The following is a 25,656-nucleotide window of genomic DNA, read 5'->3' on the forward strand; positions in this document are numbered from 1 at the left end:
CTTTGATTACAAATTTTTTTCCTTCTTGCTGTTTATATATTGTCATAAAAACCGAATAATGAAGTTCATTATATCGATTAGAAATTTTACTATATTGTAACTATTATCAATAAAAAAACACGAGATGTAAAGAGAAAACAGTATTTTTCACACTAGCCAGAAAGTGGTATATGACCATTTACACAAAAAAACATTTGATAATTGGAGTAAAATGGATTTTATTAGTAAAGTTAATTGAATAGTATATGCAATTTGCAAAAAAAGCACCCATTTGAGTGCCTCTAAAAATAATGGGGACCGCGCTGCAAATAACTCGGGTCCCCATATAATTAAAATTTCATTAATGTTAAAACATCATAGCCATCCAATAAATTACGGCCATCTAAATATGATAATTCTATTAAGAAAGCAATACCTGCTACAACTCCACCTAATTCTTCTACAAGCTTAATTGTTGCTTCGATTGTTCCACCAGTTGCCAATAGATCATCTGTGATTAATACTCTTTGACCAGGCTTAATCGCATCTTTATGGATCGTAAGGACATCTTTCCCATATTCAAGACCATACTCAACACGTACAACCTCACGGGGTAACTTTCCTTCTTTACGAACTGGAGCAAAGCCCACTCCTAATGAATATGCCACTGGACAACCGATAATAAAGCCACGTGCCTCTGGACCAACAACGATGTCAATCTCTTTTTCACGAGCATATTCCACAATTTGGTCTGTCGCATATCGATACGCATCCCCATTATCCATTAATGTTGTAATATCTTTAAATTGAATTCCTGGTTTCGGATAATCAGGAACGACTGTTACAAATTGCTTTAAATCCATTTTTCCTTTGTCCTCCTTATACACCTACAGGCGCATCTAATGGAAACCTTTGTTCAAACCACTGCTTAAGCTGCATGTAAGATGTATATAATAACGTTTTTTCTAGTTCAATTTGGTTTTGCTTTTGGGTATACGTTTTCGATTCACTTAAATCTCTTTTTCGAGATGTGGAATTTGTCGAAATAACACCATTTTCTATTGTAACAAATTCTAGCTCAAAAAACACCTGTGACATAAATTCTATTGTTTCTTTTGTCCAGCCTTTGTGTTTCGCCAGAAGCTCACCTTGTTCACGAAGCTTAAAGGAACCTTGCTTTAGCAGGAAACCATAGTACCATTTAAAGTGATCCCTTGTCGGTATTGTCGAAAAAAAGTGATCCGCTTCTTGTTGAAACACAGAATAAATTCTTGCGGGTTTACCTTTTGAAAAAAGCCCGTCCAATAATTCGATTGAAGAAGGAATGTCAAGTAAAAGAAGATGTTTGTCACGGGCATCAAGATTTTTTGCATCTTCATCAGATTGTACTCGAAATGCTTTATGAACCAGTCCCCTTTGCGCTAATTCTTCATATGTTTTTGACTGAAATGTAATAATCTGCCCAGCTTCATCGGATGAAAGTAAGCTAATAAGATGATCAACATTTCTGGAACCGCGAAAGTCAAACAGCTGCCATTGATTTACTTTTAAATCCTTCAGCATAATTTGCGGTTTTCTCAAGTTATTCCATTCATTTATCGTAAGCTCTCCAATAGCAGATACAGCAACAGCAGGTGAGAGCTCATCATGAATATACCCCATACCGAAGCCAACACAATCGAGTTGCTGTTCTTCTTGTGAAAAGACGATCTTTAAATGATTTTGCTCTGCCCCTATTTTACGGACATTAGCCAATGTCATATCTTCCAAATGAATAATCGGTTTTGGATTATTCATACCAAACGGTGATAACTGCTGCATCTCTTCTATAGACTTAACAGTTATATCCTCTAACTTACAGCTAACATCAACTCGTGTAACAGGAATAAAATCATCTTCAGTCAAAATCATATGTGCTTTTTCTACCAGTCTTTCACGAAGTTCATTTACATCTTCAAGTTGTAATGTCATACCCGCAGCCATGGGATGACCGCCGAAATGAGGTAAAATATCACGGCATGTTGATAAATTTTCAAACAAATCAAAGCCTACAATACTTCGTGCTGATCCCTTTGCGATCCCTTTTTCTTTGTCAATACTTAAAACAATTGTCGGTCTATAAAAACGATCGACTAACCTTGAAGCTACAATCCCAACAACACCTGGATTCCAACCTTCTTTGGCAATAACAAGGACAGGATTTTGCTCAATTGGAAAGCGGGTATTAACCTCTTCAATAGCTTCCTCAGTCATTGTGTTTACTAGTTTTTGTCTTTCTTTATTAAGTAAGTCTATTTCTTCAGCGATCATCATAGCTTCTTCTTCATTATCAGAAAGAAGTAAGTCGACAGCTGGATCTGCAGATTGTAATCTTCCCACAGCATTAATTCTAGGACCAAGAGCAAAACCAATTGTATCTTCATTTATTTCTTGCAGCTTTACATTGGCAATTTTTAATAGAGCTTTTAACCCGATCCGATTTGTTGTTTTTAATTGGTTTATACCACGTTTTGCTATTAATCTATTTTCTCCATGCAGGGCAACTAAATCGGCAATTGTACCAATTGCCGCAACCTCTAATAAATCTGTTGGAACTTCCCCTAACAGTGCATGGCTTAATTTAAATGCTACACCAACACCGGCCAATTCCTTAAATGGATACATACATTCCGGCTGTTTAGGGTGTATGATTGCTAGTGCATCAGGTAAAACTGGACCTGGTTCATGGTGGTCAGTGATAATTAAATCCACACCTAAACCCTTCGCAACGTCTGCTTCATGAACTGCAGCAATACCGGTATCAACCGTAATGATTAGTGAAAAGCCCCGTTCATGAGCTAATCTAAATGCTGCCTCATTTGGTCCATATCCTTCCGAAAATCGATTTGGTATATAAAAATCTGCTTTAGCACCTAATTTTCGTAATGTCGTTAATAAAACAGTCGTACTACTTACTCCATCTGCATCATAATCACCATAAACCAATATATGTTCATTATTATGAATTGCCTTTTGAATACGTTGCACAGCTTTATCCATATCTTTTAAGAGAAATGGATCATGAAAAGTTTGTGAGTCCATATCTAAAAATTCCTGTGCAGCTTCGACAGAGTTAATTCCTCTATTTACTAGTAAAGAAGCTACCAGCGGTGTCACCGATAAATTCTCTCTTAAATTTTGAATGAAGGTTTCATCAGATGATTGAATCATCCACCTTGTATTTGCCTTTAACATAGTTTCACCCCTCAACCTTCTCATTATACAAGAGTGGTCAAGGGGTTTCAATTTAAGGATTCTTCCATTGTATGATGTTAGTGTTTATGATTGATCTGTTTGTAAGCGATGATCATTTTGAACAGCTTGATCTTTTACTGTTAAAGTTTTCATTTCTTCTTTTAACCTTGTGTTTTCTTTTTCTAATGCCTTTAATTTTCGATTGAGTGAAAGGAGTCTAACAACTCCTGTAGAGGCAATCATAAAACCGCCCATAAATACTGAACCCAAAATAAGTAAAATAAGTGGCCACTCAGCTTTCCCGAATAAATAATCCACCTCTACAGCTTCCACATTTATGACTGCAAAAATCGCAATAATTAAGGCAAAGATAATGGCCAGGATTATACTCCACTGACGTTTCATAAGTTTCCCTCCTTTAAGTTAAGTATAATTTGAAGAGCTTTTAGTACACTATTTCGTTCCAAAGCATATGTGTGACAAACTAAACCACAATAAATAAGAATCAACCCATCTCTATTTATTATTACCCCATTCTCATGGCATAGTAACAAAAAGAGTGAGTTGATCCTATATACAGTCAGTTATACCTGTGGTTCATCACTTACGTGAGAAGCTGTTTCTTTCTTTTTAGTTAATTGCTTACCTTTCCAAATTAACCATAATTGAGCTGCAATAAATAGAGAAGAATAGGTACCGGCAACTAAACCAACTAGTAATGCAATTGAGAAATTCGTAATGGATGAGCTACCAAAAATCAACAAAGCTGCGACAGCAATAACAACTGTTAACACAGTATTAATTGAACGGGTAAAGGTCTGTTGTAGACTTCTATTTACAATAAACTGTAAATCTTCAATCGTTTTAGCCTTTTTCTTTTTATTCAATTCCCGGATTCTATCAAAGGTAACGATCGTATCATTTATTGAATATCCGACAATTGTCAACACGGCTGCAATAAATGTAATATCCACTTCTAATCTAGTGATACTAAAAAAGGCAATGATGAAAAACGCGTCATGTAATAAGGCAATAATTGATGCCAGCGCCATATAGAATTCAAAGCGAATAGATACATAAATAATAATCCCAATGGAGGCAATTAACACTCCATACATCGCATTCCTTGCAAGTTCTTTTCCTACCGTAGGGGAAACCGTACTTACATTTGGTTCAGAACCATATAATTCATTAAAATGGCTTTTTACTTCAGCAATTTTTTGTGGTTCAAGTACACCTATAAAGCGTGCAACTCCAACCTCTTTGTTTTCTCCTGCAAGGACAACATCATCGACTTCGAGGTCCAGCTTACTCATTTCACTCTCAATTTCCTCGGCTGTTAAGCTCTTATCCGCTAATACCTCGATTCGTGTTCCACTCGCAAAATCAATTCCTACATTTAATTTAAATACTAAAAGAACAATAACACCTGCTACAACAAGTAATGTTGAAAGCATAAAGAATTTTCTCCGGTGTTTTAAGAAATCAACATGATCAAACTTTGTTGGTGCAATCGTATCATCGTCGGTTTCTTCGATACTAAGGATCTCATCCTTTTTAACACCAAAGTAACTTTTTTTCTTATCGAGCCATCGACTTTCAACTAATAAAGCCAATAGAATTCTGGATAGGAACACAGCTGTGATAAAGCTGACAATAATACTCAAGATCAGCATTGTGGCAAATCCTTTTACAGAGCTTGTCCCGAAGAAAAATAAAACTCCTCCAGCCAAAATTGTCGTAATATTTGCATCAAAGATTGTTGCAAAGGAACGTCTTGACCCTGCTTTAAATGCTGAACGAACAGAGCGGCCCAATTTTAATTCTTCTTTAATTCGCTCGTATGTAATAATGTTGGCATCTACAGCCATCCCGACACCAAGAATTAATGCTGCTATTCCAGGGAGTGTTAATACACCGTTCATCCAATCAAATACTTGAAGAATTAAATAAATATATGTTGATAATGTTATAACAGCAATTAATCCAGGTAAGCGGTAGAATATAAGCATAAACAAGAAAATAATTGCGATACCGACTATACCAGCTAAAACAGTACTATCCAGGGCTTGTTCACCAAATTGAGCTCCGACAGATGTAGAGTAAAGTTCAGTTAGTTTCACTGGAAGAGAACCTGCATTTAGAAGGTTTGCCAAATCCTGTGCTTCCTGAATTGTAAAGTTTCCTGTAATTGTAACCTCTGTTTGATTAAAAACCTGATCAACGTTTGGTGCTGATATAAATTTTGGCTTTTCTTTACTAACTTCAGCTTGGAAAGTATCTCCTTCTTCATAATCAAGCCAGATGACAAGCTGATTATAAGGTGCATTTCCAACAATCTCCTGTGTGACCTCTTTAAATTTAGATGCATCTTTTAATTTTATCGCAACATTCGGTTTTCCCTGCTCATCGAATGATTGCTTCGCTCCACCTTCAACCAAGTCAGAACCATTTAACATTTCTTTGTCTTCATAATCTCTAAATGTTAATTCAGCTTGTGTCGAAAGGATTTCCCTTGCTTTACTTTGGTCGTTTACTCCAGCTAATTGAACCCGAATCCGGTCATCACCTTCAATTTGAATGTTCGGTTCACTAACTCCCAGTACGTTTGCCCTTTTTTGAAGTGCATTTACTGTACTGACTAATACATCTCTTGTTATCTTGTCACCTTCATTTGCCGGTGAAACTTCATAGAGAATTTCAAATCCACCCTGCAAATCCAACCCTAGTATGATGTTACTTGTTGCCTTATTTGTGTTAAAACCTATTAAGCTTCCCACAACAAGGACAAGAAGAAAAAACGCAACTATGCGTCCACGCTTTACCATTATGTATCCTCCTTAATCTCTAACAAATGAACTTTTTGGGAGGCATGCTTATTTTATGTATCTAACTTCAACATTTCCCAATAAAAATTATACGATAGTAAATAAAGCAGAAGCAAACTAAATAAGACCTTTTAGGAGATCCTGTCCTTCCTCACTTTCAAACCAGTTGCCTCCTTTGAAAGATTCAACCGTCGCAAAATTCATAAATTCACCCACTTTAAGAGCAAGCACATCCCGTACAACTTCATGTACATATAGTTCAGGTGTTTTTTTCCACTTCTTCATTTTTAAGTACGTCCATAGCCTTTCTTCTGTTACATCCTCATAACCAAGTAAAATAAATTCTTCTAGTTTACTTTTAATTGCCGGTCTTACATGATCCCGATATTCATCAAACGGCTGCTTATTCATCATAACACTCCTTTTAGTCGAGTCGATTTCTATTTGTTATATTTCAACCATTCACAATCTGCTTAGAACTTGTCATGCTTGGCCTATTGGCTCGCATATAGTAATTGTATATGATTCCACGTTATTTGAGAAGGCAGGGAGAAAAATGTCAAAGCAGACGTTTCTAAAAGGAACGCTTATTTTAATTCTAGCAGGGTTTATTACTCGTGTCCTGGGTTTTATTAATCGGATTGTTGTTGCTCGTTTTATCGGTGAAGAAGGAGTAGGACTATACAATATGGCAGTTCCAACCCTGGTGCTGGTCATTACAATTACTCAACTTGGATTACCTGTTGCGATTTCAAAACTTGTTGCAGAAGCGGAAGCACAGGGTGATCATCGAAGAATAAAAAAAATACTGGTTGTCTCACTCTCTGTTACCTGCACATTAAGTCTCATCTTTACGCCAGCCATGATTTTACTTGCACCTTATTTATCTCAGCACGTCTTTACAGATCACCGTACCTATTGGCCGCTATTAGCCATTGCACCAGTTGTACCAATTGTCGCCATTTCATCGGTTATTCGTGGGTATTTTCAAGGAAAACAAAATATGCGTCCAGCAGCTATTTCCCAAGTTTTAGAACAAATTGTTCGAATTTCTCTTGTTGCAGTTTGTACTAGTGCTTTCCTGCCATACGGAATTGAATATGCAGCTGCAGGTGCGATGATTTCAGCTGTTATTGGTGAATTGGCTTCCCTTTTATACTTAGTGACAATGTTTAAAATGAAAAAGAAAATAAAAATTCGCAGAAAATTTTTCAATTCAGTAAAAAATGGGAAAGAAACATTGAATCAGTTAATGAACATCGCCCTTCCCACAACCGGAAGTAGATTCATCGGAAATATTTCCTGGTTTTTTGAGCCAATCGTAGTTGCGAATAGCTTATATATCGCAGGTGTCGCAACGGCCGCTGCAACTAAACAATACGGTGCACTCACCGGATATGCCATACCTTTACTTATGCTTCCATCATTTATTACCTTTTCGTTATCAACCTCATTAGTTCCTGCCATTAGTGAAGCAATGGCGAACAATCAATTAAAAACAGTTGAACACCGATTACAGCAAGCTCTACGCTTGTCCCTTATTAGCGGAGGATTGGCGTGTGTTATTTTATACGTATTTTCAGATCCGTTAATGACTGTTATGTACGGAACGAATAAATCAGCTATATTTGTTCAGGTAATGGCCCCTTTCTTTATTTTTCATTACTTTCAAGGTCCTTTGCAGGCAGTTTTACAAGCCTTGGATTTGGCAAAGGCTGCTATGATCAATAGTTTAATTGGCTCAGTTGTTAAAACAGCTCTCATCTTTGTCCTTGCCACACGTCCATCTCTTGGAATCATGGGGGCAGCACTCGCAATTGTTATCGGAATAATGCTTGTAACCTTACTGCACTTAGCGACTGTCATAAAGGTTGTACCATTCACAATACATGTTAGGGAGTATGTAAAGAGTGGTGTAACAATGGTGCTTGCAGGATTAGCTGGATTCTTTGCCTATGAGTACATATTCGAAACGACTCCTCTTATCTTTAGGTTACTTACAAGTTTGAGTATCACAACGGTCATTTACTGTTTACTCCTTCTTGTCTTCAAATTAGTTGAAAAAGATGAAGTAAAACGGATACCATTTGTTGGTTCTTATCTTTCTAGACTTATACCTGTTAAATAAGATAGAAAAAGAGAAGCTGATTGCGTTTTCAGCTTCTCTTTCTTAATTTTTATCTTCATCCTTTAAATCAATATAAAATACTCCATTCCCAAACGTACATAGAGAAATTTGTTTCATTTCTTTGTAACCTAATTTTTTAAGCTGTTGTCTTAACCATAGGTTGTTTTTTTGAATGATATCTAAATTATTCTCCTGAATGATACCATCAACTATAAGCGGCAATTGTAATTCCGTCTTTTTTTTACCCTTATTTTGTTTCTCTATAACTGATAGTTTTCCCGATGGTTCAAGAATGGCAAACTCAACATCCGCTACATTATTAATATCCTTGTCCCGAAGCTGAGTCATTAAATCATCGAAATTATATCGTTGTGTCCTCATGGCATGCTCATCAACTTTTCCCTGGTTAATGATAATCGTCGGCTTCCCATCTAATAAATGTCTAATTTTTTGATTTTTCAAGGAGATATAGGCCAAGGAGATTTGAATGATCATTAAGATAAGCATAGGAATAACAGTATGTACGAGTGGATCCTTAGGGTCTTCAATGGCCGTTACAGCCATTTCCGCGATCATAATAAAAACGACAAGATCTAAGATGCTCAATTCACCTATTTCTCTTTTTCCCATTACCCTAAAAATAAAAACGATGAGAAAATATAGTAACAGGGTCCGAATTAAGATCGTTAAATAATATTCCACTATTATGTTCTCCTTTCCTCCCACATACCTTATTACTTATTTTGAACGATATGCCATGTTTTATGTAAAGAATTAACTTTATACTGTAAAGTGAATTAAGTAACGAAAATAAATATAGACGGAGGATATTCCGAGTGAGATAATGACAATTGGAAACCCCACTTTTAAGAATTCAATAAATTTAATATCTTCCTTTTCCTTAGCAGCTAAACCTGCTACAACCAGATTTGAACTTGCTCCCAGTAATGTACCGTTGCCTCCCAAACATGCGCCTAATGCTAAGGACCACCATAATGGGTCAAGGTTTGTCATTCCATAATCTTTGAATTCAAGAATCACAGGTATCATTGCTGCAACAAAAGGGATATTATCCACAAATCCTGATAGGACACCTGTCATCCAAAGAATTAGCATAGACGTTTTAGGTAAATCACCTTCTGTATAAAAAACTAATCCTCTGGCAAGCTCATCTATAATTCCAACCTCTTCAAGCCCTCCTATTAACATAAAAAGGCCGATAAAGAAAAATAATGTTCCCCATTCTACCTGCTTAAATACCTCATCTGGCTTATATTCATCATGTGTTAATAATAACAATAACAAAGCCCCTGCTAATGCAATACTTGTTAAATCAATATGAAGAAGTGGATTTAACATAAAACCTATTATCGTCATGATCAAAACAGAAACTGACTTAGGCAGTGCAGGTGTTACCTTTAAATAATCCCTTGCTCTAATGGAAGTTAACTTTTTCTGATCAATATGATTAGCCTTTAATTTGTCCCAATAAACAAAAATTAAATAACCCAGTATCACGAAAAAAATAAGCAGGACTATAGGGCTTAAGTGAATTAGAAAAGCATTAAATGTTAAATGATCAACTGCTTGACCGATCATAATATTTGGAGGGTCTCCAATTAAAGTGGCTGTCCCCCCAATATTTGAAGCAATGATAATGGAAATTAAATAAGGGATGGCGGGTATATGAATCATTCTAACAATTGTCAGGATGATAGGCACAAGCAATAATACCATTGTAACATTGGCTAAAAATGCTGACCCAATTGCAGTTAAAATTGTAATAACAATTAGTAATGGAATAGGTCGTCCTTTAACCATTTTTGCCATGACAATTGCTAAGAATTCAAACACGCCTGTCTGACTTGTAATGATAACAATGAGCATCATCGCAAATAATAAGGCGATTGTATTCCAATCGATATACGTAACAAATGCCTTGTTAACATCATATATGCCTACAATAAGCATGGCAATTCCACCTAAGCCGGCTGCTAGTGCCCGATCAATCTTCTCCGTCATAATGACTATATATGTGATGAGAAAGATGATAACTGTTAACACAGTAAACATTTCCTACTCCCCCCTTTTTAAACTCCTTCTTTCTCATGATCTATCTGTTAAATCTTTCATTACATTTTTTCTGTCAATTAAACAGCAGTCCCATTACCATCATATGATGCAAGTCCACTAAAATATTTGTAGTCTATTTTTTTCTTCCATGAATATTCTGTAATAAAGACGAGCATAAACAAGCTCGAATTAAATTTGTTCAGATTGAAAGGGGGAAGCTTTGTGGAAACAAAAAAGTGGGGAAAAGCGATCCTATTTGGTCTTATCACCATTTTTGTTATGGCTCTTGTTACGAGTCTCATATTTTCTTTGCTTTTAAAATTCACAAGTCTCACTGAATCTTCTATTACATGGCTCATTCTCGGTTTATCTATTTTAGCCTTGTTCATTGGCGGATTTGTCGCAGGAGGAAACGGAAAGGAAAAAGGCTGGCTAATCGGAGGAATTACAGCTATTCTTTTTTCACTCATTATTCTTTTATTTAAATTTTTAGGTCATGGCGAGATCTTCTCGGTGCAGGAGCTCATGTATCATGGAGGATTTTTATTAATTGCCATGTTAGGTGGTATTTTCGGAGTGAATGTGTCTTCATCGAGGGCATAAGAAATGCGTAAGCGCCTTGAACAGCCTCGGGCAAATAAGACGCAAATGAATAGAAGACGTTCATTGTCTTCAATTCATTTGTGGCTTATGACCTCGAGGGCCTAGGCGCTGGAGCTAGACACTAACGCTAAGTACTATATTCTTACCTAAAATAAAAACCAGGGCCTATGTCCCTGGTTTTATTATGTACTTATTAATCTCTAATAACTTCACGTACAGATTTACGATCGAATGTAAGACGAGTTCCATCTCCAACTTTAAGAACAATTTTGTTCTCGTCAATTGAGTCAAGGATACCGTGTAATCCACCGATTGTTACAATTTTGTCACCTTTGGTTAGGCTATTTTGCATTTCACGAACCGCTTTTTGTTGTTTTTGTTGCGGACGAATCAGCAAGAAGTAAAAAATCGCAAACATTAATACTAACGGTAAGACTGTTCCTAACATTTCCATTTATATCACCCCTTTCATGCGGGTATTAGAAGTTTTTAGCATTAGGTTTGTTAAAGCCGTAAGCTTCAAAAAATTCATCACGGAAATCGCCTAAGCGATCTTCACGGATTGCTTGTCTAACTTTCTCCATTAAGTTTACCAGAAAATATAGATTATGATAAGAAGTTAATCTCAATCCGAATGTTTCATCACTTTTTATTAAATGACGAATATAGGCACGTGAGTAATTTCTGCATGTATAGCAATCACAATTTTCATCTAATGGACCGAAATCTCTAGCATACTTAGCATTTTTCACAACTAAGCGTCCTTCACTTGTCATGAGTGTTCCATTACGTGCAATTCGAGTTGGAAGCACACAATCAAACATGTCAATTCCACGAATAGCTCCGTCGATAAGAGAGTCAGGTGATCCTACCCCCATTAAGTATCGTGGTTTATTATCAGGCATGAGAGGTGTTGTAAATTCCAGCACACGGTTCATCACATCTTTAGGTTCTCCAACCGATAAACCTCCAACTGCGTATCCAGGGAAATCCATGGACACCAAATCCCTTGCACTTTGCTTCCTAAGCTCCTCGTATTCTCCGCCTTGAATAATTCCAAAAAGACCTTGATCGTTTGGTCTTGCATGAGCCTTTAAACAACGCTCTGCCCAACGGCTTGTGCGTTCTACAGATTTCTTCATATAATCATATTCAGCTGGATATGGAGGACATTCATCAAAAGCCATCATAATATCAGATCCGAGATCATTTTGGATCTGCATCGCTTTTTCAGGAGATAGGAAAAGCTTATCTCCGTTTAAATGATTACGGAAATGTACTCCTTCTTCTTCAATTTTGCGAAACTCACTTAAACTAAAGACTTGGAACCCGCCTGAATCAGTTAAGATCGCCCGGTCCCAATTCATGAAATTATGGAGGCCGCCAGCTTCCTTAACGATTTCATTACCTGGACGTAACCATAAATGATATGTATTACTTAGAATAATCCCTGCTCCCATTTCTTTAAGCTCTTCGGGAGACATTGTTTTAACTGTTGCTAATGTTCCTACTGGCATAAACACAGGAGTCTCAAAACTGCCGTGTGGAGTATGAACTCTTCCCAGCCTTGCTCCTGTTTGTTTACATGTTTTAATTAATTCGTACCGAATTGGTGAAGTTGACACCTTATTTCCTCCTTAAACAAGAAGTACGAAAGCACCTCTTATATAACACCATTTTATTTAAATGATCAGCATTGCATCTCCAAAGCTAAAGAAGCGATATTTCTCTTTTACAGCTGTTTCATATGCATTTATCACATATTCTCTAGAAGCTAAAGCACTTACTAGCATAATCAGCGATGATTTTGGAAGGTGAAAGTTTGTAACCATTCCATCAATCCCTTTAAATTCATAGCCTGGATAAATAAAAATATTCGTCCAGCCACTTTCTGCAACAAATTGACCATTATGTTTAGAAGCAATTGTTTCAAGCGTTCTCGTAGAAGTGGTTCCCACTGTGATAATTCTTCCGCCATTGGATCTTACGTTATTTAACATTGCAGCTGTTCCATCGGTTACTTGATAAAATTCTGCATGCATTTCATGCTCTTCTACCGTGTCTGCACTTACCGGACGGAAAGTTCCTAAACCAACATGTAAGGTAATAAAGGCGATATGAACTCCCTTTTCTTTTAACTGGTCAAGAATTTCCTCTGTAAAATGCAACCCAGCAGTTGGAGCAGCTGCAGAACCAATTTCACGTGAAAAAACAGTTTGGTAACGTTCACGATCATCTAATTGTTCTTTTATATAAGGTGGTAGAGGCATCTCTCCTAATGTCTCGAGCACTTCATAAAAAATACCTTCATATTCAAACTTTAGCAATCGGCCGCCATGATCACTAGTTCCGACACATGTTGCTTTTAAGTTACCGGAACCAAATGTAATAACAGTTCCTTCTTTTACCCTTTTAGCAGGTTTCACCAATGTTTCCCATATGTCATCTTCCTGCTGCTTTAGTAATAATATTTCGATGCTTGCACCTGTATCTTCCTTGATACCGAATAAACGTGCCGGCATCACCCTGGTATTGTTTAATACTAAGCAATCACCAGCTTGCAAATAATTAATAATTGATTTAAACGATTCATGTTTAAGATCTCCATTATCTTTTTGAAGAACCATTAGTCTTGACGCATCACGTTCTTTTAATGGAACTTGTGCGATTAATTCTTCAGGAAGATGAAAATCAAATAATTCTACTTTCAAAGCATTCACCTAATTTCTAACTTACTTATTTAACTTTGTTGTTCTTTTTTATTTAAATCGACCAAAAAACGAGAAAACAAAGGATAGAATAATACTGACGACAATACAGGTTACGATAGGGAAAAAGACTGTCGTATTTCCTTTTTTAAACACAATATCACCTGGTAGTTTTCCAATAAACTGCAGAAAAAATCCAACCACTAGAAGGATTCCGCCAATAATCATTAATACTTTTGGAAAATCAATCATGATGAGGGGCCTCCATTTGAAAATGTTTATAGACGAGATCTGTAACAATTCTTCCCCTGGGTGTTCGTTGCAGGAAACCTATCTGTAATAAATAGGGCTCATAAACGTCCTCAATCGTATGTGATTCTTCTCCTATTGTTGCCGAAATCGTATCAATTCCAACCGGTCCGCCACGAAATTTCTCAATAATTCCTAAAAGTAATTTGTGGTCGATATGATCAAGACCAAGTTTATCTACCTGAAGTCGTTCAAGTGCATCCACCGCTAATTCGGTTGAGATGGTTTCTTCACCCATTACTTGTGCAAAATCTCTCACCCTCTTAAGAAGTCGATTGGCTATTCGTGGTGTACCTCTTGATCTTCTGGCCATTTCAATCGCAGCATTATGTTCCAAACCAATTCCAAAGAGATCAGCTGTTCTTTCAATAATATAAGCTAGCTGGTTCTCATTATAATATTCCAGCCTGCTTAAGACACCAAATCGGTCACGAAGTGGAGCTGTTAAAAGGCCCACTCTTGTTGTTGCACCGATTAACGTAAATGGCGGGAGATCCAACCGGACAGATCTTGCCGTTGATCCTTTTCCAATGACGATATCCAAGCAAAAATCTTCCATTGCAGGATATAAAACTTCCTCAATTGATCGATGCAAACGATGAATTTCATCAATAAATAAAACATCACCAGGTTCGAGAGCAGTTAATACGGCTGCCAGATCACCCGGCCTCTCGATCGCCGGCCCTGAGGTAGTTCTTATATTAACACCCATTTCATTGGCAATAATTGTTGCCAATGTTGTTTTCCCTAAACCTGGTGGTCCATATAAAAGTACATGATCAAGTGTCTCACTCCGCATCTTAGCTGCTTCAATAAACACTCTTAAATTTTCCTTTACTTTATCTTGACCAATATACTGTGACAGTGTTTGTGGTCTTAAGGTTTGTTCAATATAGGATTCTTGTATATCCGCTTCACCCGAAACAAGGCGTTCATCCATGTTATCACCTTACTTTAATAGCTTTTGCAATGCTTTTTTTACATATTGATCTGTTGTTAACGTTTCTTTTTGTAAGGATGGAACAATTTTTTTAATCTCTCGTTCAGCATATCCCAGCACTTTCAACGCTTCTATTGCTTCATTAAGCGCATGATTTGCAGACTCTTTATACTCTATTTCTTCATGGTTAAAGAGATCAGGGGAATATAATGCAGCCACATCGGCAAGTTTTCCTTTTAGATCCAGAATAATCTGACGCGCTGTCTTTTTTCCAACTCCAGGGAATTTCACTAAAAACGTGTCATTTTCATTTTCAATTGCCTCTATAACCTGGGATGGATTACCAGATGCCAAAATGGCCAACGCTCCCTTTGGTCCAATACCGGTTACATTCAATAATTTCATGAACAGTGCTTTTTCTTCCCTGGAAGAGAACCCGTATAACGCTATTAGATCTTCTCTCACATGTTGATATGTATAGACAATCGTTTCTTCTTTACGACTTTTTGTGTAACTAAAAGGGTTTGGGGCATGTATCTGGTATCCAATTCCATGATGATCTATCACGATATACTCAGGAGTGATGTGATCCACAAATCCTTTAACAAATTCAATCATTTCCTCACCTCTAGTGACTGTACCTCATTGTGTCAATCATTTCTTTCATCAGAAGAATTTCAGCGCACAATTGTTCTCATCATTATATCATACCATTAATAGCAGTTAGTTTGTATTCCAAAATCGTTATTTTTTCTTAAAGTACAAAAAAAGCTAACCCGATATTTATCTCTCAGATTAGCGTTTTTAATGACTATTACTTCTTTTCAATCTTTGAATATGTTTCATATATTTTTAACACTTCCAGATATTGATCTTTTGACTCAATTCTTATTCCTTCCATTAACTCATCGTGCTTGTGGCTCTCTAATTTCTCCACATCTAATTGAAAAAATGATTGTATAATATCATTAGAACCAGGTCTCCCATTAAAAATCGAAAATATACCGTCACCAGTAATGCCAAAATATCCATTCGTTTTTAACAATGGTGATATATCATCGACTTTTCTTTGAAATACTATACTCTCCTTATTATGATCAAGTAGTATCCAATCTGAATACATTTCCACTATTTCCCCTATAGAAGTTGCTTTCTCAAGGATAATTTCTTCACTTATCTCTCCATCTAAGTATTTTCTTTGTAACACTACTTTTACAGATGAGGGATGTTGAATACTATTTACTTCTGCCATAACAGGCATGGCAGAATCAATGCTTACGAAACTAATAAAGAGAAAAACAACAAAAATACATACAGTTAGGATGTGACTGTGATAAGACATTCTCATCTATCTCACCTCATTCATATAAATTCACATGCAATCAATATTATTGTAGCCATTAGTAGAAGTTTTAACCAAAAGAAACCAAAACTAATATAAAAAGCAAGAGACAATGGCCTCTTGCTTTTTATATTAGCGGTTGTTTCCATTAAAAGGACGTTGAACAGCATTTCCAAGATCGTTTAGTAATTCGTTCACATCTGTATCAATGACATCTTTATCGACTCCGTTTTGAATATCATTATCGATGTTACGAACACGGGTAAATGTCCCTTCATCTGTTACAACTTGAACATTTCTTCCATTGGCCATTTTACGAGTTTGACTTGTAATTTTCTCCTTCATATCTTGATTATTTTTATCATTAGAATCAACGGCCACTAACACGTTATCATCAGTTACTAATACTCGTGCATTATCAACATTGTCCATTTTTTCAATCGCATTTTTTATTTTTTGAGCAGCCTCACCATCACCGCGATTATAATAACCAACTTCATTTAAATGTCTATGATAATTCGCATCACCATTACTGTAGCGATTATCACGAACAAGACCAGCATCCTTGTCTCCTAGTGGAACTGTAGGATTGCTTATATCTCGGGTGTTATTTCGATTATTTACTTGGCGAAAATAATGATTTCTATTATCACCATCGTTCATCCCATCCATCATCTCAGTAACAGGACCTTCATTATCTGCTCCATTTGTATTTTCGTTTGTATAGTATCCTATCGGTTGAGCTTGATCAGTGTTTCTGGTATTTTCTATCGCACCTTGATCTCCATTACAAGCGGTTAAACCCGTTGTTAAAAGGGCAATCGCAGTAAAAGCTGCAGCTTTTTTACCTTTTGTCAAAACAACAACCTCCCTGGAATATATATACAAGTGTATTGAGCATTAGATATGCTCAATACTATCTTGTACTTTAACAAGGGAGATGACTCTGTTAGTTATCGGAAACGTGGTTAAATTTATGGGAAATGAAAAAAGCAGGAGTAAGAGAACTCTCCTGCTTTCACATTTATTCTTAATCTTCATCTTCTTCGCGATCATAATTCGGCATTCCAAACATTTGACCACCTGCACCCGGCATTTGTTGGGCCGGATTAAATTCATTTTGGCCTTGTGGAAATTGTTGTGGTGCCATCATAGGCTGCTGACCATAGTAAGGTTGTTGTGGTGCCATCATAGGCTGCTGACCATAGTAAGGTTGTTGTGGTGCCATCATGGGCTGCTGACCATAGTAAGGTTGTGGTGCCATCATGGGCTGCTGACCGTAATAAGGTTGTTGCATCGGCATCTGATAGCCATATGGTGCTGGTGCCGGTCCACCGCATCCACAATCTCCCTGATCATACGCAGGAGCCACTGCTTGCGGGTATGGTTGATTCGGCATATTTGAGTGATTTTCATAATCATCATCAGGTGCTTCACCATATGCTCCTAATACTTGATTCGGATAACCTCCAAATCCCGGTCCCGGCATTACAGGTGAAACAGGTACTCCGGCATATGGATTAACCGGGAAGCCCGGTCCATAATGAGCAGGAGCCACTCCTTGAGGATATGGCATATTTGGCATACCCGTGTGATCTTCATAATCATAATCATCATCGTCGTCTTCATCAAATTCAGCCGGGCTAACTGCTGTTGGGTAGGGCTGCTGCTGAGTTGGCGGCATCATTGCGGGATTATAACCATATGGCATCGGGTGCATTGGATAATAAGGCGGACAAAGTCCTGAACCCGGTAAAACAGGCGATACTGGAACCATGTACTGTGGTGCAACATATTGCGGTTGATACATGGCAGGTTGCGTTTGTGTTGGCATCTGCATATTCGGAATGTTCGGCATGTTTGGTACATTCGGCATATTTGCCATATCTTTTAAATCCTCCTCATGTTTTTCTTCTGGTAAGTAATATGGCTCTGCTTTTTCAACTTCTGCCTCTTCTTTTGTCATTTCAGGTAACACATTTGCCGGCTTTTGTGGTAAAGGTGGATTAGCCATATTTGGCATCATCGCCATATTCACCGTATAATAATTATTCACATCCATCCCAGTATATACCGGATGTTGAGCATTAGGTACAGGAGGTATAAATGGTTTTGATGGTTTTTCTGTTACAGGCTCTTTTGGAACTGTATCTTCAACATCAACAACTGCCTTTGGCTTTTCTTTTGCAAATGGATGCTCAGCTTTCGGCATTTCCTTCTTAATTGGTGCAGCCTGTTGAATCGGCGCTTCTTTTTTCACTGCAATATTTCCGGAAGGTACTTTAATTTTCATGCCTGGCATAATTAAATCCGGGTTACTTAATTGTGTATTCATACTCTTTAACTCTTCAAAATCAACCCCATATTTTTTAGCAATTTTCCATAAAGTATCGCCTTTTTGGACAATATGAATTTTCAACGCTTTCCCTCCTAAGCAAAGAAATAAATCTACCATCATTTATTCATGATGGAGGAATGAACATAATGATTTTCTCTTCCAATTCATTGATTTCATGATGTTGAACAAGTTATAAACAAATGATAATGCCAACAATCTTCATAACAATTTATGAATGGGAATTGGTGATTATGATAAAAATACTTTTAAAAGTGGATAAACCTATAAAAACAAACTTATTAACAAGCATATGAAGATGCCGATAAAAATATTAACCAAACTCAAAAGAACCGGCCACTTCAATGATAGTGGCCGGTTCTTTTCTCTCTTATACATTCGCTAACATACGGTCTAAAGCCAGGACAGCATCCTTTGTAATATTGCCCGGCACTGTAATTTGGTTAATAATTTCCCCGCTTTCCAGACCTTCTAACGTCCATAAAAGGTGAGGTAGATCAATTCGATTCATTGTTAAACATGGGCACATAAAAGGATTTAGAGAAACAATCCTTTTGTTTTCGTGGTTTTGAATTAATCGATTTACGAGATTCATCTCTGTTCCTATCGCCCATTTTGTTCCTTCTTCTGCCGCTTCTATCATGTCAATAATATACTTTGTGGACCCCGCATAATCAGATAACTCCACAACTTCACGGCTGCATTCCGGATGAACAATAATCTTCATATCCGGTTCTGTTTGACGAATATGTTCAATATTCTTCACTGTGAAATTTTCATGGACCGAGCAGTGGCCTTTCCAAAGAATAACAATAATATCTTCAACATTACCAGTATATTCAAGCTCATTGCTGATTGGATTCCATATGGCCATTCGATCTAATGGGATACCCAAGTCAAAGGCTGTATTTCTTCCTAGATGCTGGTCTGGTAAAAATAAAATTCTTTCTTTTTGCTGAAAAGCCCACTCCAACATTTTTTTTGCATTTGAAGAAGTGACCGTTGCCCCACCATTTTTACCAACAAATGCTTTAATAGCAGCTGTGGAATTAACATATGTTAAAGGTAAAATTGTATCTCCAAATATGTTTTGAAGTTTTTCCCAAGCACGATCTGTTTGTTCAATATCTGCCATATCCGCCATAGAACAACCTGCTCTCATGTCAGGCAGAATGACTTTTTGATTTTGAGATGTAAGCATGTCCGCTGTTTCAGCCATAAAATGAACACCGCAAAAAACAATAAATTCTGCTTCTTTATTTAGTGCTGCTGCCTGTGCCAGCTGCAGAGAATCTCCAGTTACATCGGAAAATTGGACAACCTCATCTTTTTGATAATGATGTCCGGGGATATAAAGCTTTGAGCCAAATTTTTTCTTTATTTCGCGGACTCGTTTTTCCATTTCCTCTATTGTTAAGTTCTTATAGGTTTCCGGCATCATTTCTCTTTTTTCATGTTCTAAAATATCAAGTAATTCCATCTTCCATTCCCCCTATTTAACGTTCAAACTTATATCCAATGATTGATATGAATGAGTCAGCATCCCTAACGAAATATAATCAACATTTGTGTTTCTATAGTCAGCAAGATTATGAAACCCAATGCCCCCTGATGCTTCTGTAATAATTGATTTTGGCGTGATCTCAACGAATCTTGCCACTTCTTCAGGTGATCGATTATCAAACATAATAACATCTGCTCTTACATCAATTGCTTCATGAAGTTGTTCTTCCGTCTCAATTTCAACTTCAATCTTCACCATATGACCTGTTTGCTTTCTCACTTTTTTTACAGCGTTTGAAATTGAACCAGCAAACGCAATGTGGTTATCTTTTATCATGACTCCATCGTAAAGTCCAAATCGGTGATTAAAACCTCCACCACAACGTACCGCATATTTTTCAAACATTCTAAAGCCTGGTGATGTTTTTCTGGTGTCACAAATTCTCGTGTGGTTAGAATTTAGCTTCAGAACAGCTGTATTGGTTAAGGTAGCAATCCCGCTCATTCGTTGTAAAATATTTAAAATCACACGTTCCCCACTTAAAATAACAGAAACAGGGCCTCTTATTTCAGCGATGATGTCTCCTTTCTTTACGTTTTCTCCATCTTGTTTTTTTACATTTACTTGAAGATCCGTTTGGAACAAAGAATAACCAATTTCGATTATATCTGCTCCTGCAAAAAGACCATCTTCTTTTGCAATTATGATGGCCTCACCTTCCGATTCCTTACCAAAAATTGTGTGACTGGAGATATCTATCTCTCCAAGATCCTCCAAAAAGAATTCTTCCAACTTCTTCTTTATTTTGATCGTATGCATGTTAAACCCCCACAAACATTTCGGATTTTGTTATCATTACTTGTTTTCTTTGCCAATTCTGATCATTTCGTTCAGGATAATCAATTCGATAGTGTCCGCCTCTACTTTCTGTTCTTTTAAAAGCAGATGTTGCAATAATCCAGCCAATTGTTAACATATTGATGACTTCTATTTCATTTATTGTGAAAACCTTCACATTGATATTTTGAAAAGATATTTGATCCCGGTATTTCTCAAACCACTTTATTGCAAGCTGTAATCCAGTATTAGACCTTTGAATTCCAACATATGTGGACATGATTTCTTGTATTTGTTTTTTTGTTGGTAATTTCGGCTTTTCATTTACTTGTTTAGCTGTATTTTTTGTTGTTCTCGAATGAGTTACTTCTGCCGATATGGATGAGATATAGTTTGCTATCCTTTTTCCAAACACAAGCCCTTCCAGAAGGGAATTACTTGCTAATCGATTAGCACCATGTACACCTGTACAAGCTGCCTCTCCTACTGCAAAAAGATGTTGAATACTTGTCTCACCATTCTCATTTGTTTTAATCCCCCCCATTAAAAAATGCATTCCCGGGGAAACTGGGATCTTACCACTTGCTAAATTAATATCATACTGTTTACAAAGTGCTGTTATCGTTGGAAATCTGGAATTAAAATTATTTATTGAGGAAATATCAAGAAATACCTGATTTCCTTTTTCCATCTCATCAAATATCGCTCGGGACACTACATCTCTTGGAGCAAGATCTCCCTGATGATGGATGGTATGCATAAATGCTTCTCCATTTTGTGTAACTAAAGAGGCACCTTCTCCTCTAACTGCTTCAGAAATAAGGCCAACACACTTTCCGTTAATATGAAGCATTGTTGGATGAAATTGGACAAATTCCATGTCTGCTAACTCAGCACCAGCCCGAAAAGCCATGGCGATTCCATCACCGGTAATGACATCTGTATTTGATGTTTGACCATAAACCGCACCACAACCTCCACTTGCAATGATGACATGACTTGCAAAATATGAGTTTATTTCACCTTGATTATTTTTTGTGTTAACTCCTTGGCAACAATTTTGTTCAATTATTAAATCTATTGCTATTTCATTTTCAACAATTTGTACGTAAGGTTTTGATTGATAAAATAGAAAACTAGTTAACTCTTTCCCTGTCGCATCTCCGCCAGCATGAATAATCCGATGATGGCTATGTGCTCCTTCTTTACCGAGTAAAAGCTGTCCCTTTGTATCACAATCAAACTTTACACCTCGATGAATCCACTCATTTAATTCTCTAGGACCTTCTTGAACGAGATATTCTACGTTTTTCACGTTATTGTGATAACACCCGGCAGCAATTGTATCCTCGAAATGATTTTTCCATGAGTCATTATTAGCAACTGCTGCTGCAATACCACCTTGAGCAAGCATTGAATTACTTTGTGACCATGAAGATTTCGTGATTATTTTCACATGTTTATGACGTAGATGGTATGCAACAGTTAGAGCCGCAAGTCCACTACCGATTATAATAACATCTGTTTGAGGCATAGCACCCTCCTGTAATTTACACCTGTCTTGACACCTATATTTACATAAATTTAAAATAATGACAAGAGTTTTTATTTATAGTCTAAAAGATTAAGAGTAAACGGGAGTGAAAAAATTGATCTATTTTGATTACGCTGCAACAACACCGATGAGCGAAAATGCACTTAATATATATGCAAAAGCTGCAAAAAATGCCTATGGCAACAGCAGCAGCCTTCACGATATTGGAGACATTTCAGCACGTACTCTTTCTGCCTCCAGGAAAGTTATTGCAACGATCATCAATGGACATGAAAAGGGAGTTTATTTCACTAGTGGCGGCACTGAAGCAAATATCTTAACTGTACAATCTTTATTAAATGGTATACAGCATAAAAAGCATATTATTACAACAGCAAATGAACATTCATCTCTTCATACGTTCTTTAAAAACCTCGAATCAAAGGGCTATGAAGTTTCGTATTTAAAGCCGAATCAGCAAGGTATTATTACACTGAACCAGATTCAAAGTGAAGTAAGTAAGGAAACAGCCCTGGTGTCGATTCAGCACGGAAATTCCGAAATTGGCACCATTAATCCTATTGAAGATATTGGCCTATTTTTAAGAGAAAAGAGGGTTCTTTTTCATAGTGATTGTGTCCAAACGTTCGGCAAAATACCTATTGATGTTAAACATATTGATGCAATTAGCATCTCAAGCCATAAAATCTACGGCCCTAAAGGTGTGGGAGCAGCTTATATTAGCCCTTCAGTTCATTGGCAGCCTATTTTACCCGGAACTACACATGAATCAGGCTTCCGGCCCGGTACTGTGGACGTTCCCGCGATAGCAGCTTTCGCAACAGCTGCCAGCGATATTTCAAAAGATCAACAAAAGTTGTATGATCATTTTGTCCAACTAAAAAATCAGCTTATTGAGTTTCTGGAGCCTTATCACGATAAAATCAGCTTAATAAACGCTCATTTACCACACACATTGCCAAATATCCTTCCCTTTCTTTTTAATGGAATTGAGGGGCAATATGTCATGTTGGAAGCAAATCGTTTTGGTATGGCCATTTCAACAGGAAGTGCATGTCAAGTTGGCATGCAGGCACCTTCACGTTCTATACTGGCTATAGGGTATAATGAACAACAAGCGAAACAATATGTTAGAATCTCTTTGGGTAAAGACACAACATTTACACAAATCGAGAAATTAGGTAAAGTACTGATCAACATTGTTGAAAACTTTCGAAAATGAAAGGAAGATAAAATGAATTCCGGGAAATTACTAGGGGAAGAAAGAAGAAATCTATTACTGGATAAATTATTAAAAGCAAGCAAACCCATTACAGGTGGTGAGCTTGCTGCATTTGCCAATGTAAGCAGACAGGTGATTGTTCAAGATATTTCATTGTTAAAAGCAAAAAACCATCCTATTATCGCAACAAGTCAAGGGTACGTGTATTTAGAAAAAAATACACAAGATCAGCCATTACTGGAGAGACTGATTGCTTGTAAGCATTCACCTTCAGATACAAAAGAAGAATTAACTATACTTGTTGACCATGGTGTTTTTGTAAAAGATGTCATCGTGGAGCATCCTGTCTATGGGGAATTAACTGCCTCCATTAGAGTTGGAAATCGTATTGAAGTAGAGGAATTTATAAAAAAGATCAGCTTAAACAAGGCCTCATATCTTTCACAATTAACAGAAGGACTGCACTTGCATACATTACAAGCAGATTCGATTGATAAACTTGATCGTGCTTGTCATGATTTAGATAAGGCAGGAATTTTGGTAAAAGAAGAGGATAATTAGTTATTAAAAGGGTAGCGCCGCAAAATAAATATTTTGCGGCGCTTATTATATGTTTCAATAAAGAGGGATCGTTAGACACCTTCTTCAATTTCCTGACGTATAAAATAGGCCTCATAAGTACCTAACAGCTTTACTCCGCAACCTAAAGCCTCTAACTCGGCAATCGCTCCCGGAATCAGAACCTCATCAACTCTCATATCGATATCTATTATAAAGAAATAATTCCCTAAACCTGTTTTCATAGGTCTTGATTCTATTTTCGAAAGATTTAGCTTTCGCCATGTAAAAGCCGATAATACTTGATGAAGAGCACCTGACTGATCAGACGGTAACGTCACCATGAGTGTTGTTTTTTCTTTTTCAGCTGTAAGCTTCTTACTAGGAAATTTACCATCAACTGTTGGATGTACAATTGCAAACCGGGTATGATTATAATGATAATCATGAATATTTGGTTGTACGATCTCTAATCCATATTCCTTAGCAGCTAGTTTATTTGCTATGGCTGCCACTAATTCCTCAGGATTATTTTTTACATATTGAGCAGCTGCCCCTGTACTTGTTGCATAATCATATGTAATCCCCTTAAAGCTTTTATGCAAAAATTTATGACATTGCGCAATGGCATGGGAATGAGAATATACACGAGAGACACTTCTCCAAGCCTCTTTATTAGCAGGATGTACCATAAAATGTTGTTCAATTGGTGATACTATTTCACCGACAATATATAAGGGTTGTTCATGTATTAAATAATCGATCGTTAAATTAACTGAGCCCTCAAGTGCATTTTCTGTCGGTACAACAGCTAAATCAATTTCACCCTCTGCCACAGCATCAATGCATTGAGGAATGGTCGAATAGGCAATCTGCTCAATTTCCTCTCCGAAATATGATTGTACAGCTAAGTGGGTAAATGTTGCTCTTGGACCTAAAAATCCTACTCTAATTGACAACTATCTTCAACTCCTTATGCTCCCTGACCTAAAATCTCTACTTTCTCAACAAACTCTAAACGTTTTAATTTCGCCATTAAGTGATTGATATCTTCGTTCATTCCATTCGTATTGAGCGATAATGTCACATTGGCTCTCCCCTGGATTGGGATTGTCTGATGAATCGTCAGAACATTACAGCCTGCATTTGCAACGACTGACAACAATTGTGAGAGTGTTCCACTCCGATCTTCTAAATGGAAAAAAAGGGTGATTAATTTTTCCTTTACCATTGTATGAAAAGGGAAGACAGCATCACGGTATTTATAAAAAGCACTTCGGCTCATATCTACCCGTTGAACCGCTTCTGCAACTGAATCAACTTTGCCTCGTTCAATTAATTTCTTTACTTCAAGCGTTTTTTTCATTGCTTCCGGAAGTATATCTTCTCTCACTAAATAAAAGGTATCATCCTTCATGTTTTCCCTCCCACAATTTTCTCAATGTAGATAATTTATCACAATATTGGCTAAATTTCTTCT

Annotated in this window: 24 protein-coding genes and 1 pseudogene; 4 read left to right on the forward strand and 21 right to left on the reverse strand. The window is 36.9% G+C overall.

Annotated features, from left to right (window positions below):
• Positions 1 to 329: 329 nt before the first annotated feature.
• From BK577_RS08055 to BK577_RS08075, 5 genes are all read right to left on the reverse strand, one after another.
• On the reverse strand, positions 330 to 842 hold the full coding sequence (locus BK577_RS08055; RefSeq protein ID WP_078432438.1) for an adenine phosphoribosyltransferase: 513 nt from the start codon (positions 840 to 842) through the stop codon (positions 330 to 332).
• Between the two features lie 16 nt (positions 843 to 858).
• Positions 859 to 3,213, reverse strand: a complete 2,355-nt coding sequence (gene recJ, locus BK577_RS08060; RefSeq protein WP_078432439.1) for a single-stranded-DNA-specific exonuclease RecJ — start codon at positions 3,211 to 3,213, stop codon at positions 859 to 861.
• 84 nt (positions 3,214 to 3,297) lie between these two features.
• Positions 3,298 to 3,618, reverse strand: a complete 321-nt coding sequence (locus tag BK577_RS08065) for a LapA family protein (RefSeq protein ID WP_078432440.1) — start codon at positions 3,616 to 3,618, stop codon at positions 3,298 to 3,300.
• Positions 3,619 to 3,797: 179 nt separating this feature from the next.
• On the reverse strand, positions 3,798 to 6,041 hold the full coding sequence (gene secDF, locus BK577_RS08070; RefSeq protein WP_078432441.1) for a protein translocase subunit SecDF: 2,244 nt from the start codon (positions 6,039 to 6,041) through the stop codon (positions 3,798 to 3,800).
• A gap of 117 nt (positions 6,042 to 6,158) precedes the next feature.
• On the reverse strand, positions 6,159 to 6,452 hold the full coding sequence (locus BK577_RS08075; RefSeq protein ID WP_078432442.1) for a post-transcriptional regulator: 294 nt from the start codon (positions 6,450 to 6,452) through the stop codon (positions 6,159 to 6,161).
• A gap of 145 nt (positions 6,453 to 6,597) precedes the next feature.
• Between BK577_RS08075 and spoVB the strand changes: the two genes are divergently transcribed.
• Positions 6,598 to 8,169 carry a stage V sporulation protein B gene (spoVB, locus tag BK577_RS08080; protein ID WP_078432443.1) on the forward strand — a complete coding sequence of 524 codons (1,572 nt, stop codon included), beginning with the start codon at positions 6,598 to 6,600 and terminating at the stop codon, positions 8,167 to 8,169.
• A 42-nt stretch (positions 8,170 to 8,211) separates the two neighbouring features.
• On the opposite strand, the gene BK577_RS08085 is transcribed toward spoVB, so the two are convergent.
• Together BK577_RS08085 and BK577_RS08090 are read right to left on the reverse strand one after the other, a co-directional pair.
• A complete protein-coding gene (locus BK577_RS08085; protein ID WP_245823449.1) occupies positions 8,212 to 8,871 on the reverse strand; it encodes a DUF421 domain-containing protein in 660 nt (219 codons plus the stop codon).
• Positions 8,872 to 8,949: 78 nt separating this feature from the next.
• Entirely contained in the window at positions 8,950 to 10,242 is a 1,293-nt protein-coding gene (locus tag BK577_RS08090) for an ArsB/NhaD family transporter (RefSeq protein WP_078432444.1), read from the reverse strand.
• A gap of 222 nt (positions 10,243 to 10,464) precedes the next feature.
• Between BK577_RS08090 and BK577_RS08095 the strand changes: the two genes are divergently transcribed.
• On the forward strand, positions 10,465 to 10,845 hold the full coding sequence (locus BK577_RS08095; RefSeq protein ID WP_078432445.1) for a TIGR04086 family membrane protein: 381 nt from the start codon (positions 10,465 to 10,467) through the stop codon (positions 10,843 to 10,845).
• Between the two features lie 193 nt (positions 10,846 to 11,038).
• Here BK577_RS08095 and yajC read toward each other — a convergent pair whose 3' ends face one another.
• From yajC to nadB, 12 genes and pseudogenes are all read right to left on the reverse strand, one after another.
• Positions 11,039 to 11,299 (reverse strand): preprotein translocase subunit YajC, encoded by a 261-nt coding sequence (gene yajC / locus BK577_RS08100; protein ID WP_078432446.1) that lies wholly within the window; start codon positions 11,297 to 11,299, stop codon positions 11,039 to 11,041.
• Between the two features lie 25 nt (positions 11,300 to 11,324).
• Complete coding sequence (gene tgt / locus BK577_RS08105; RefSeq protein ID WP_078432447.1) at positions 11,325 to 12,470, reverse strand: tRNA guanosine(34) transglycosylase Tgt; 1,146 nt, start codon at positions 12,468 to 12,470, stop codon at positions 11,325 to 11,327.
• 57 nt (positions 12,471 to 12,527) lie between these two features.
• Positions 12,528 to 13,556 carry a tRNA preQ1(34) S-adenosylmethionine ribosyltransferase-isomerase QueA gene (gene queA, locus BK577_RS08110; RefSeq protein ID WP_078432448.1) on the reverse strand — a complete coding sequence of 343 codons (1,029 nt, stop codon included), beginning with the start codon at positions 13,554 to 13,556 and terminating at the stop codon, positions 12,528 to 12,530.
• 48 nt (positions 13,557 to 13,604) lie between these two features.
• Positions 13,605 to 13,805 carry a DUF2905 domain-containing protein gene (locus BK577_RS08115; protein WP_026558625.1) on the reverse strand — a complete coding sequence of 67 codons (201 nt, stop codon included), beginning with the start codon at positions 13,803 to 13,805 and terminating at the stop codon, positions 13,605 to 13,607.
• Positions 13,798 to 14,802, reverse strand: a complete 1,005-nt coding sequence (ruvB, locus tag BK577_RS08120) for a Holliday junction branch migration DNA helicase RuvB (protein WP_078432449.1) — start codon at positions 14,800 to 14,802, stop codon at positions 13,798 to 13,800. Before ruvB ends, BK577_RS08115 begins: the two co-directional genes overlap by 8 nt.
• A 9-nt stretch (positions 14,803 to 14,811) precedes the next feature.
• Positions 14,812 to 15,420 carry a Holliday junction branch migration protein RuvA gene (gene ruvA, locus BK577_RS08125; RefSeq protein WP_026558623.1) on the reverse strand — a complete coding sequence of 203 codons (609 nt, stop codon included), beginning with the start codon at positions 15,418 to 15,420 and terminating at the stop codon, positions 14,812 to 14,814.
• 196 nt (positions 15,421 to 15,616) lie between these two features.
• Complete coding sequence (locus BK577_RS08130; RefSeq protein ID WP_245823450.1) at positions 15,617 to 16,150, reverse strand: BofC C-terminal domain-containing protein; 534 nt, start codon at positions 16,148 to 16,150, stop codon at positions 15,617 to 15,619.
• Between the two features lie 126 nt (positions 16,151 to 16,276).
• Positions 16,277 to 17,002 carry a YhcN/YlaJ family sporulation lipoprotein gene (locus BK577_RS08135; protein WP_169908159.1) on the reverse strand — a complete coding sequence of 242 codons (726 nt, stop codon included), beginning with the start codon at positions 17,000 to 17,002 and terminating at the stop codon, positions 16,277 to 16,279.
• Between the two features lie 1,410 nt (positions 17,003 to 18,412).
• A pseudogene (gene safA / locus BK577_RS26800) lies at positions 18,413 to 18,563 on the reverse strand (SafA/ExsA family spore coat assembly protein); the annotation flags it as partial.
• A gap of 307 nt (positions 18,564 to 18,870) precedes the next feature.
• Complete coding sequence (nadA, locus tag BK577_RS08145) at positions 18,871 to 19,980, reverse strand: quinolinate synthase NadA (RefSeq protein WP_078432452.1); 1,110 nt, start codon at positions 19,978 to 19,980, stop codon at positions 18,871 to 18,873.
• A 12-nt stretch (positions 19,981 to 19,992) separates the two neighbouring features.
• The gene (nadC, locus tag BK577_RS08150; RefSeq protein ID WP_078432453.1) at positions 19,993 to 20,823 is read right to left on the reverse strand and encodes a carboxylating nicotinate-nucleotide diphosphorylase; all 831 of its coding nucleotides are present in this window, start codon (positions 20,821 to 20,823) and stop codon (positions 19,993 to 19,995) included.
• Between the two features lies 1 nt (position 20,824).
• Positions 20,825 to 22,375, reverse strand: coding sequence for an L-aspartate oxidase (gene nadB / locus BK577_RS08155; protein ID WP_078432454.1), 1,551 nt, complete (start codon positions 22,373 to 22,375; stop codon positions 20,825 to 20,827).
• A 115-nt stretch (positions 22,376 to 22,490) separates the two neighbouring features.
• Here nadB and BK577_RS08160 point away from each other — a divergent pair, with 115 nt between their 5' ends.
• Both BK577_RS08160 and BK577_RS08165 read left to right on the forward strand, forming a co-directional pair.
• Positions 22,491 to 23,618, forward strand: a complete 1,128-nt coding sequence (locus BK577_RS08160) for an IscS subfamily cysteine desulfurase (RefSeq protein WP_078432455.1) — start codon at positions 22,491 to 22,493, stop codon at positions 23,616 to 23,618.
• A gap of 12 nt (positions 23,619 to 23,630) precedes the next feature.
• Positions 23,631 to 24,179 carry a transcription repressor NadR gene (locus tag BK577_RS08165; RefSeq protein ID WP_078432456.1) on the forward strand — a complete coding sequence of 183 codons (549 nt, stop codon included), beginning with the start codon at positions 23,631 to 23,633 and terminating at the stop codon, positions 24,177 to 24,179.
• A gap of 71 nt (positions 24,180 to 24,250) precedes the next feature.
• Here the strand turns inward: BK577_RS08165 and pheA are convergent, their stop codons facing one another.
• Complete coding sequence (gene pheA, locus BK577_RS08170) at positions 24,251 to 25,129, reverse strand: prephenate dehydratase (RefSeq protein WP_078433501.1); 879 nt, start codon at positions 25,127 to 25,129, stop codon at positions 24,251 to 24,253.
• 20 nt (positions 25,130 to 25,149) lie between these two features.
• A complete protein-coding gene (locus BK577_RS08175; RefSeq protein ID WP_026558616.1) occupies positions 25,150 to 25,593 on the reverse strand; it encodes an ACT domain-containing protein in 444 nt (147 codons plus the stop codon).
• Positions 25,594 to 25,656 lie beyond the last annotated feature (63 nt).

The sequence above is a fragment of the Metabacillus halosaccharovorans genome (assembly GCF_002019635.1).
In the GTDB taxonomy this organism is placed as follows: domain Bacteria; phylum Bacillota; class Bacilli; order Bacillales; family Bacillaceae; genus Metabacillus; species Metabacillus halosaccharovorans.

Coding starts and splice junctions, on each gene's coding strand:
- BK577_RS08055 (WP_078432438.1), bottom strand. CDS start 842: ATGGATTTAAAGCAATTTGTAACAGTCGTTCCTGATTATCCGAAACCA.
- recJ (WP_078432439.1), bottom strand. CDS start 3,213: ATGTTAAAGGCAAATACAAGGTGGATGATTCAATCATCTGATGAAACC.
- BK577_RS08065 (WP_078432440.1), bottom strand. CDS start 3,618: ATGAAACGTCAGTGGAGTATAATCCTGGCCATTATCTTTGCCTTAATT.
- secDF (WP_078432441.1), bottom strand. CDS start 6,041: ATGGTAAAGCGTGGACGCATAGTTGCGTTTTTTCTTCTTGTCCTTGTT.
- BK577_RS08075 (WP_078432442.1), bottom strand. CDS start 6,452: ATGAATAAGCAGCCGTTTGATGAATATCGGGATCATGTAAGACCGGCA.
- spoVB (WP_078432443.1), top strand. CDS start 6,598: ATGTCAAAGCAGACGTTTCTAAAAGGAACGCTTATTTTAATTCTAGCA.
- BK577_RS08090 (WP_078432444.1), bottom strand. CDS start 10,242: ATGTTTACTGTGTTAACAGTTATCATCTTTCTCATCACATATATAGTC.
- yajC (WP_078432446.1), bottom strand. CDS start 11,299: ATGGAAATGTTAGGAACAGTCTTACCGTTAGTATTAATGTTTGCGATT.
- BK577_RS08115 (WP_026558625.1), bottom strand. CDS start 13,805: ATGATTGATTTTCCAAAAGTATTAATGATTATTGGCGGAATCCTTCTA.
- ruvB (WP_078432449.1), bottom strand. CDS start 14,802: ATGGATGAACGCCTTGTTTCGGGTGAAGCGGATATACAAGAATCCTAT.
- ruvA (WP_026558623.1), bottom strand. CDS start 15,420: ATGATTGAATTTGTTAAAGGATTTGTGGATCACATCACTCCTGAGTAT.
- BK577_RS08130 (WP_245823450.1), bottom strand. CDS start 16,150: ATGAGAATGTCTTATCACAGTCACATCCTAACTGTATGTATTTTTGTT.
- nadA (WP_078432452.1), bottom strand. CDS start 19,980: ATGGAATTACTTGATATTTTAGAACATGAAAAAAGAGAAATGATGCCG.
- nadC (WP_078432453.1), bottom strand. CDS start 20,823: ATGCATACGATCAAAATAAAGAAGAAGTTGGAAGAATTCTTTTTGGAG.
- nadB (WP_078432454.1), bottom strand. CDS start 22,375: ATGCCTCAAACAGATGTTATTATAATCGGTAGTGGACTTGCGGCTCTA.
- BK577_RS08165 (WP_078432456.1), top strand. CDS start 23,631: ATGAATTCCGGGAAATTACTAGGGGAAGAAAGAAGAAATCTATTACTG.
- BK577_RS08175 (WP_026558616.1), bottom strand. CDS start 25,593: ATGAAGGATGATACCTTTTATTTAGTGAGAGAAGATATACTTCCGGAA.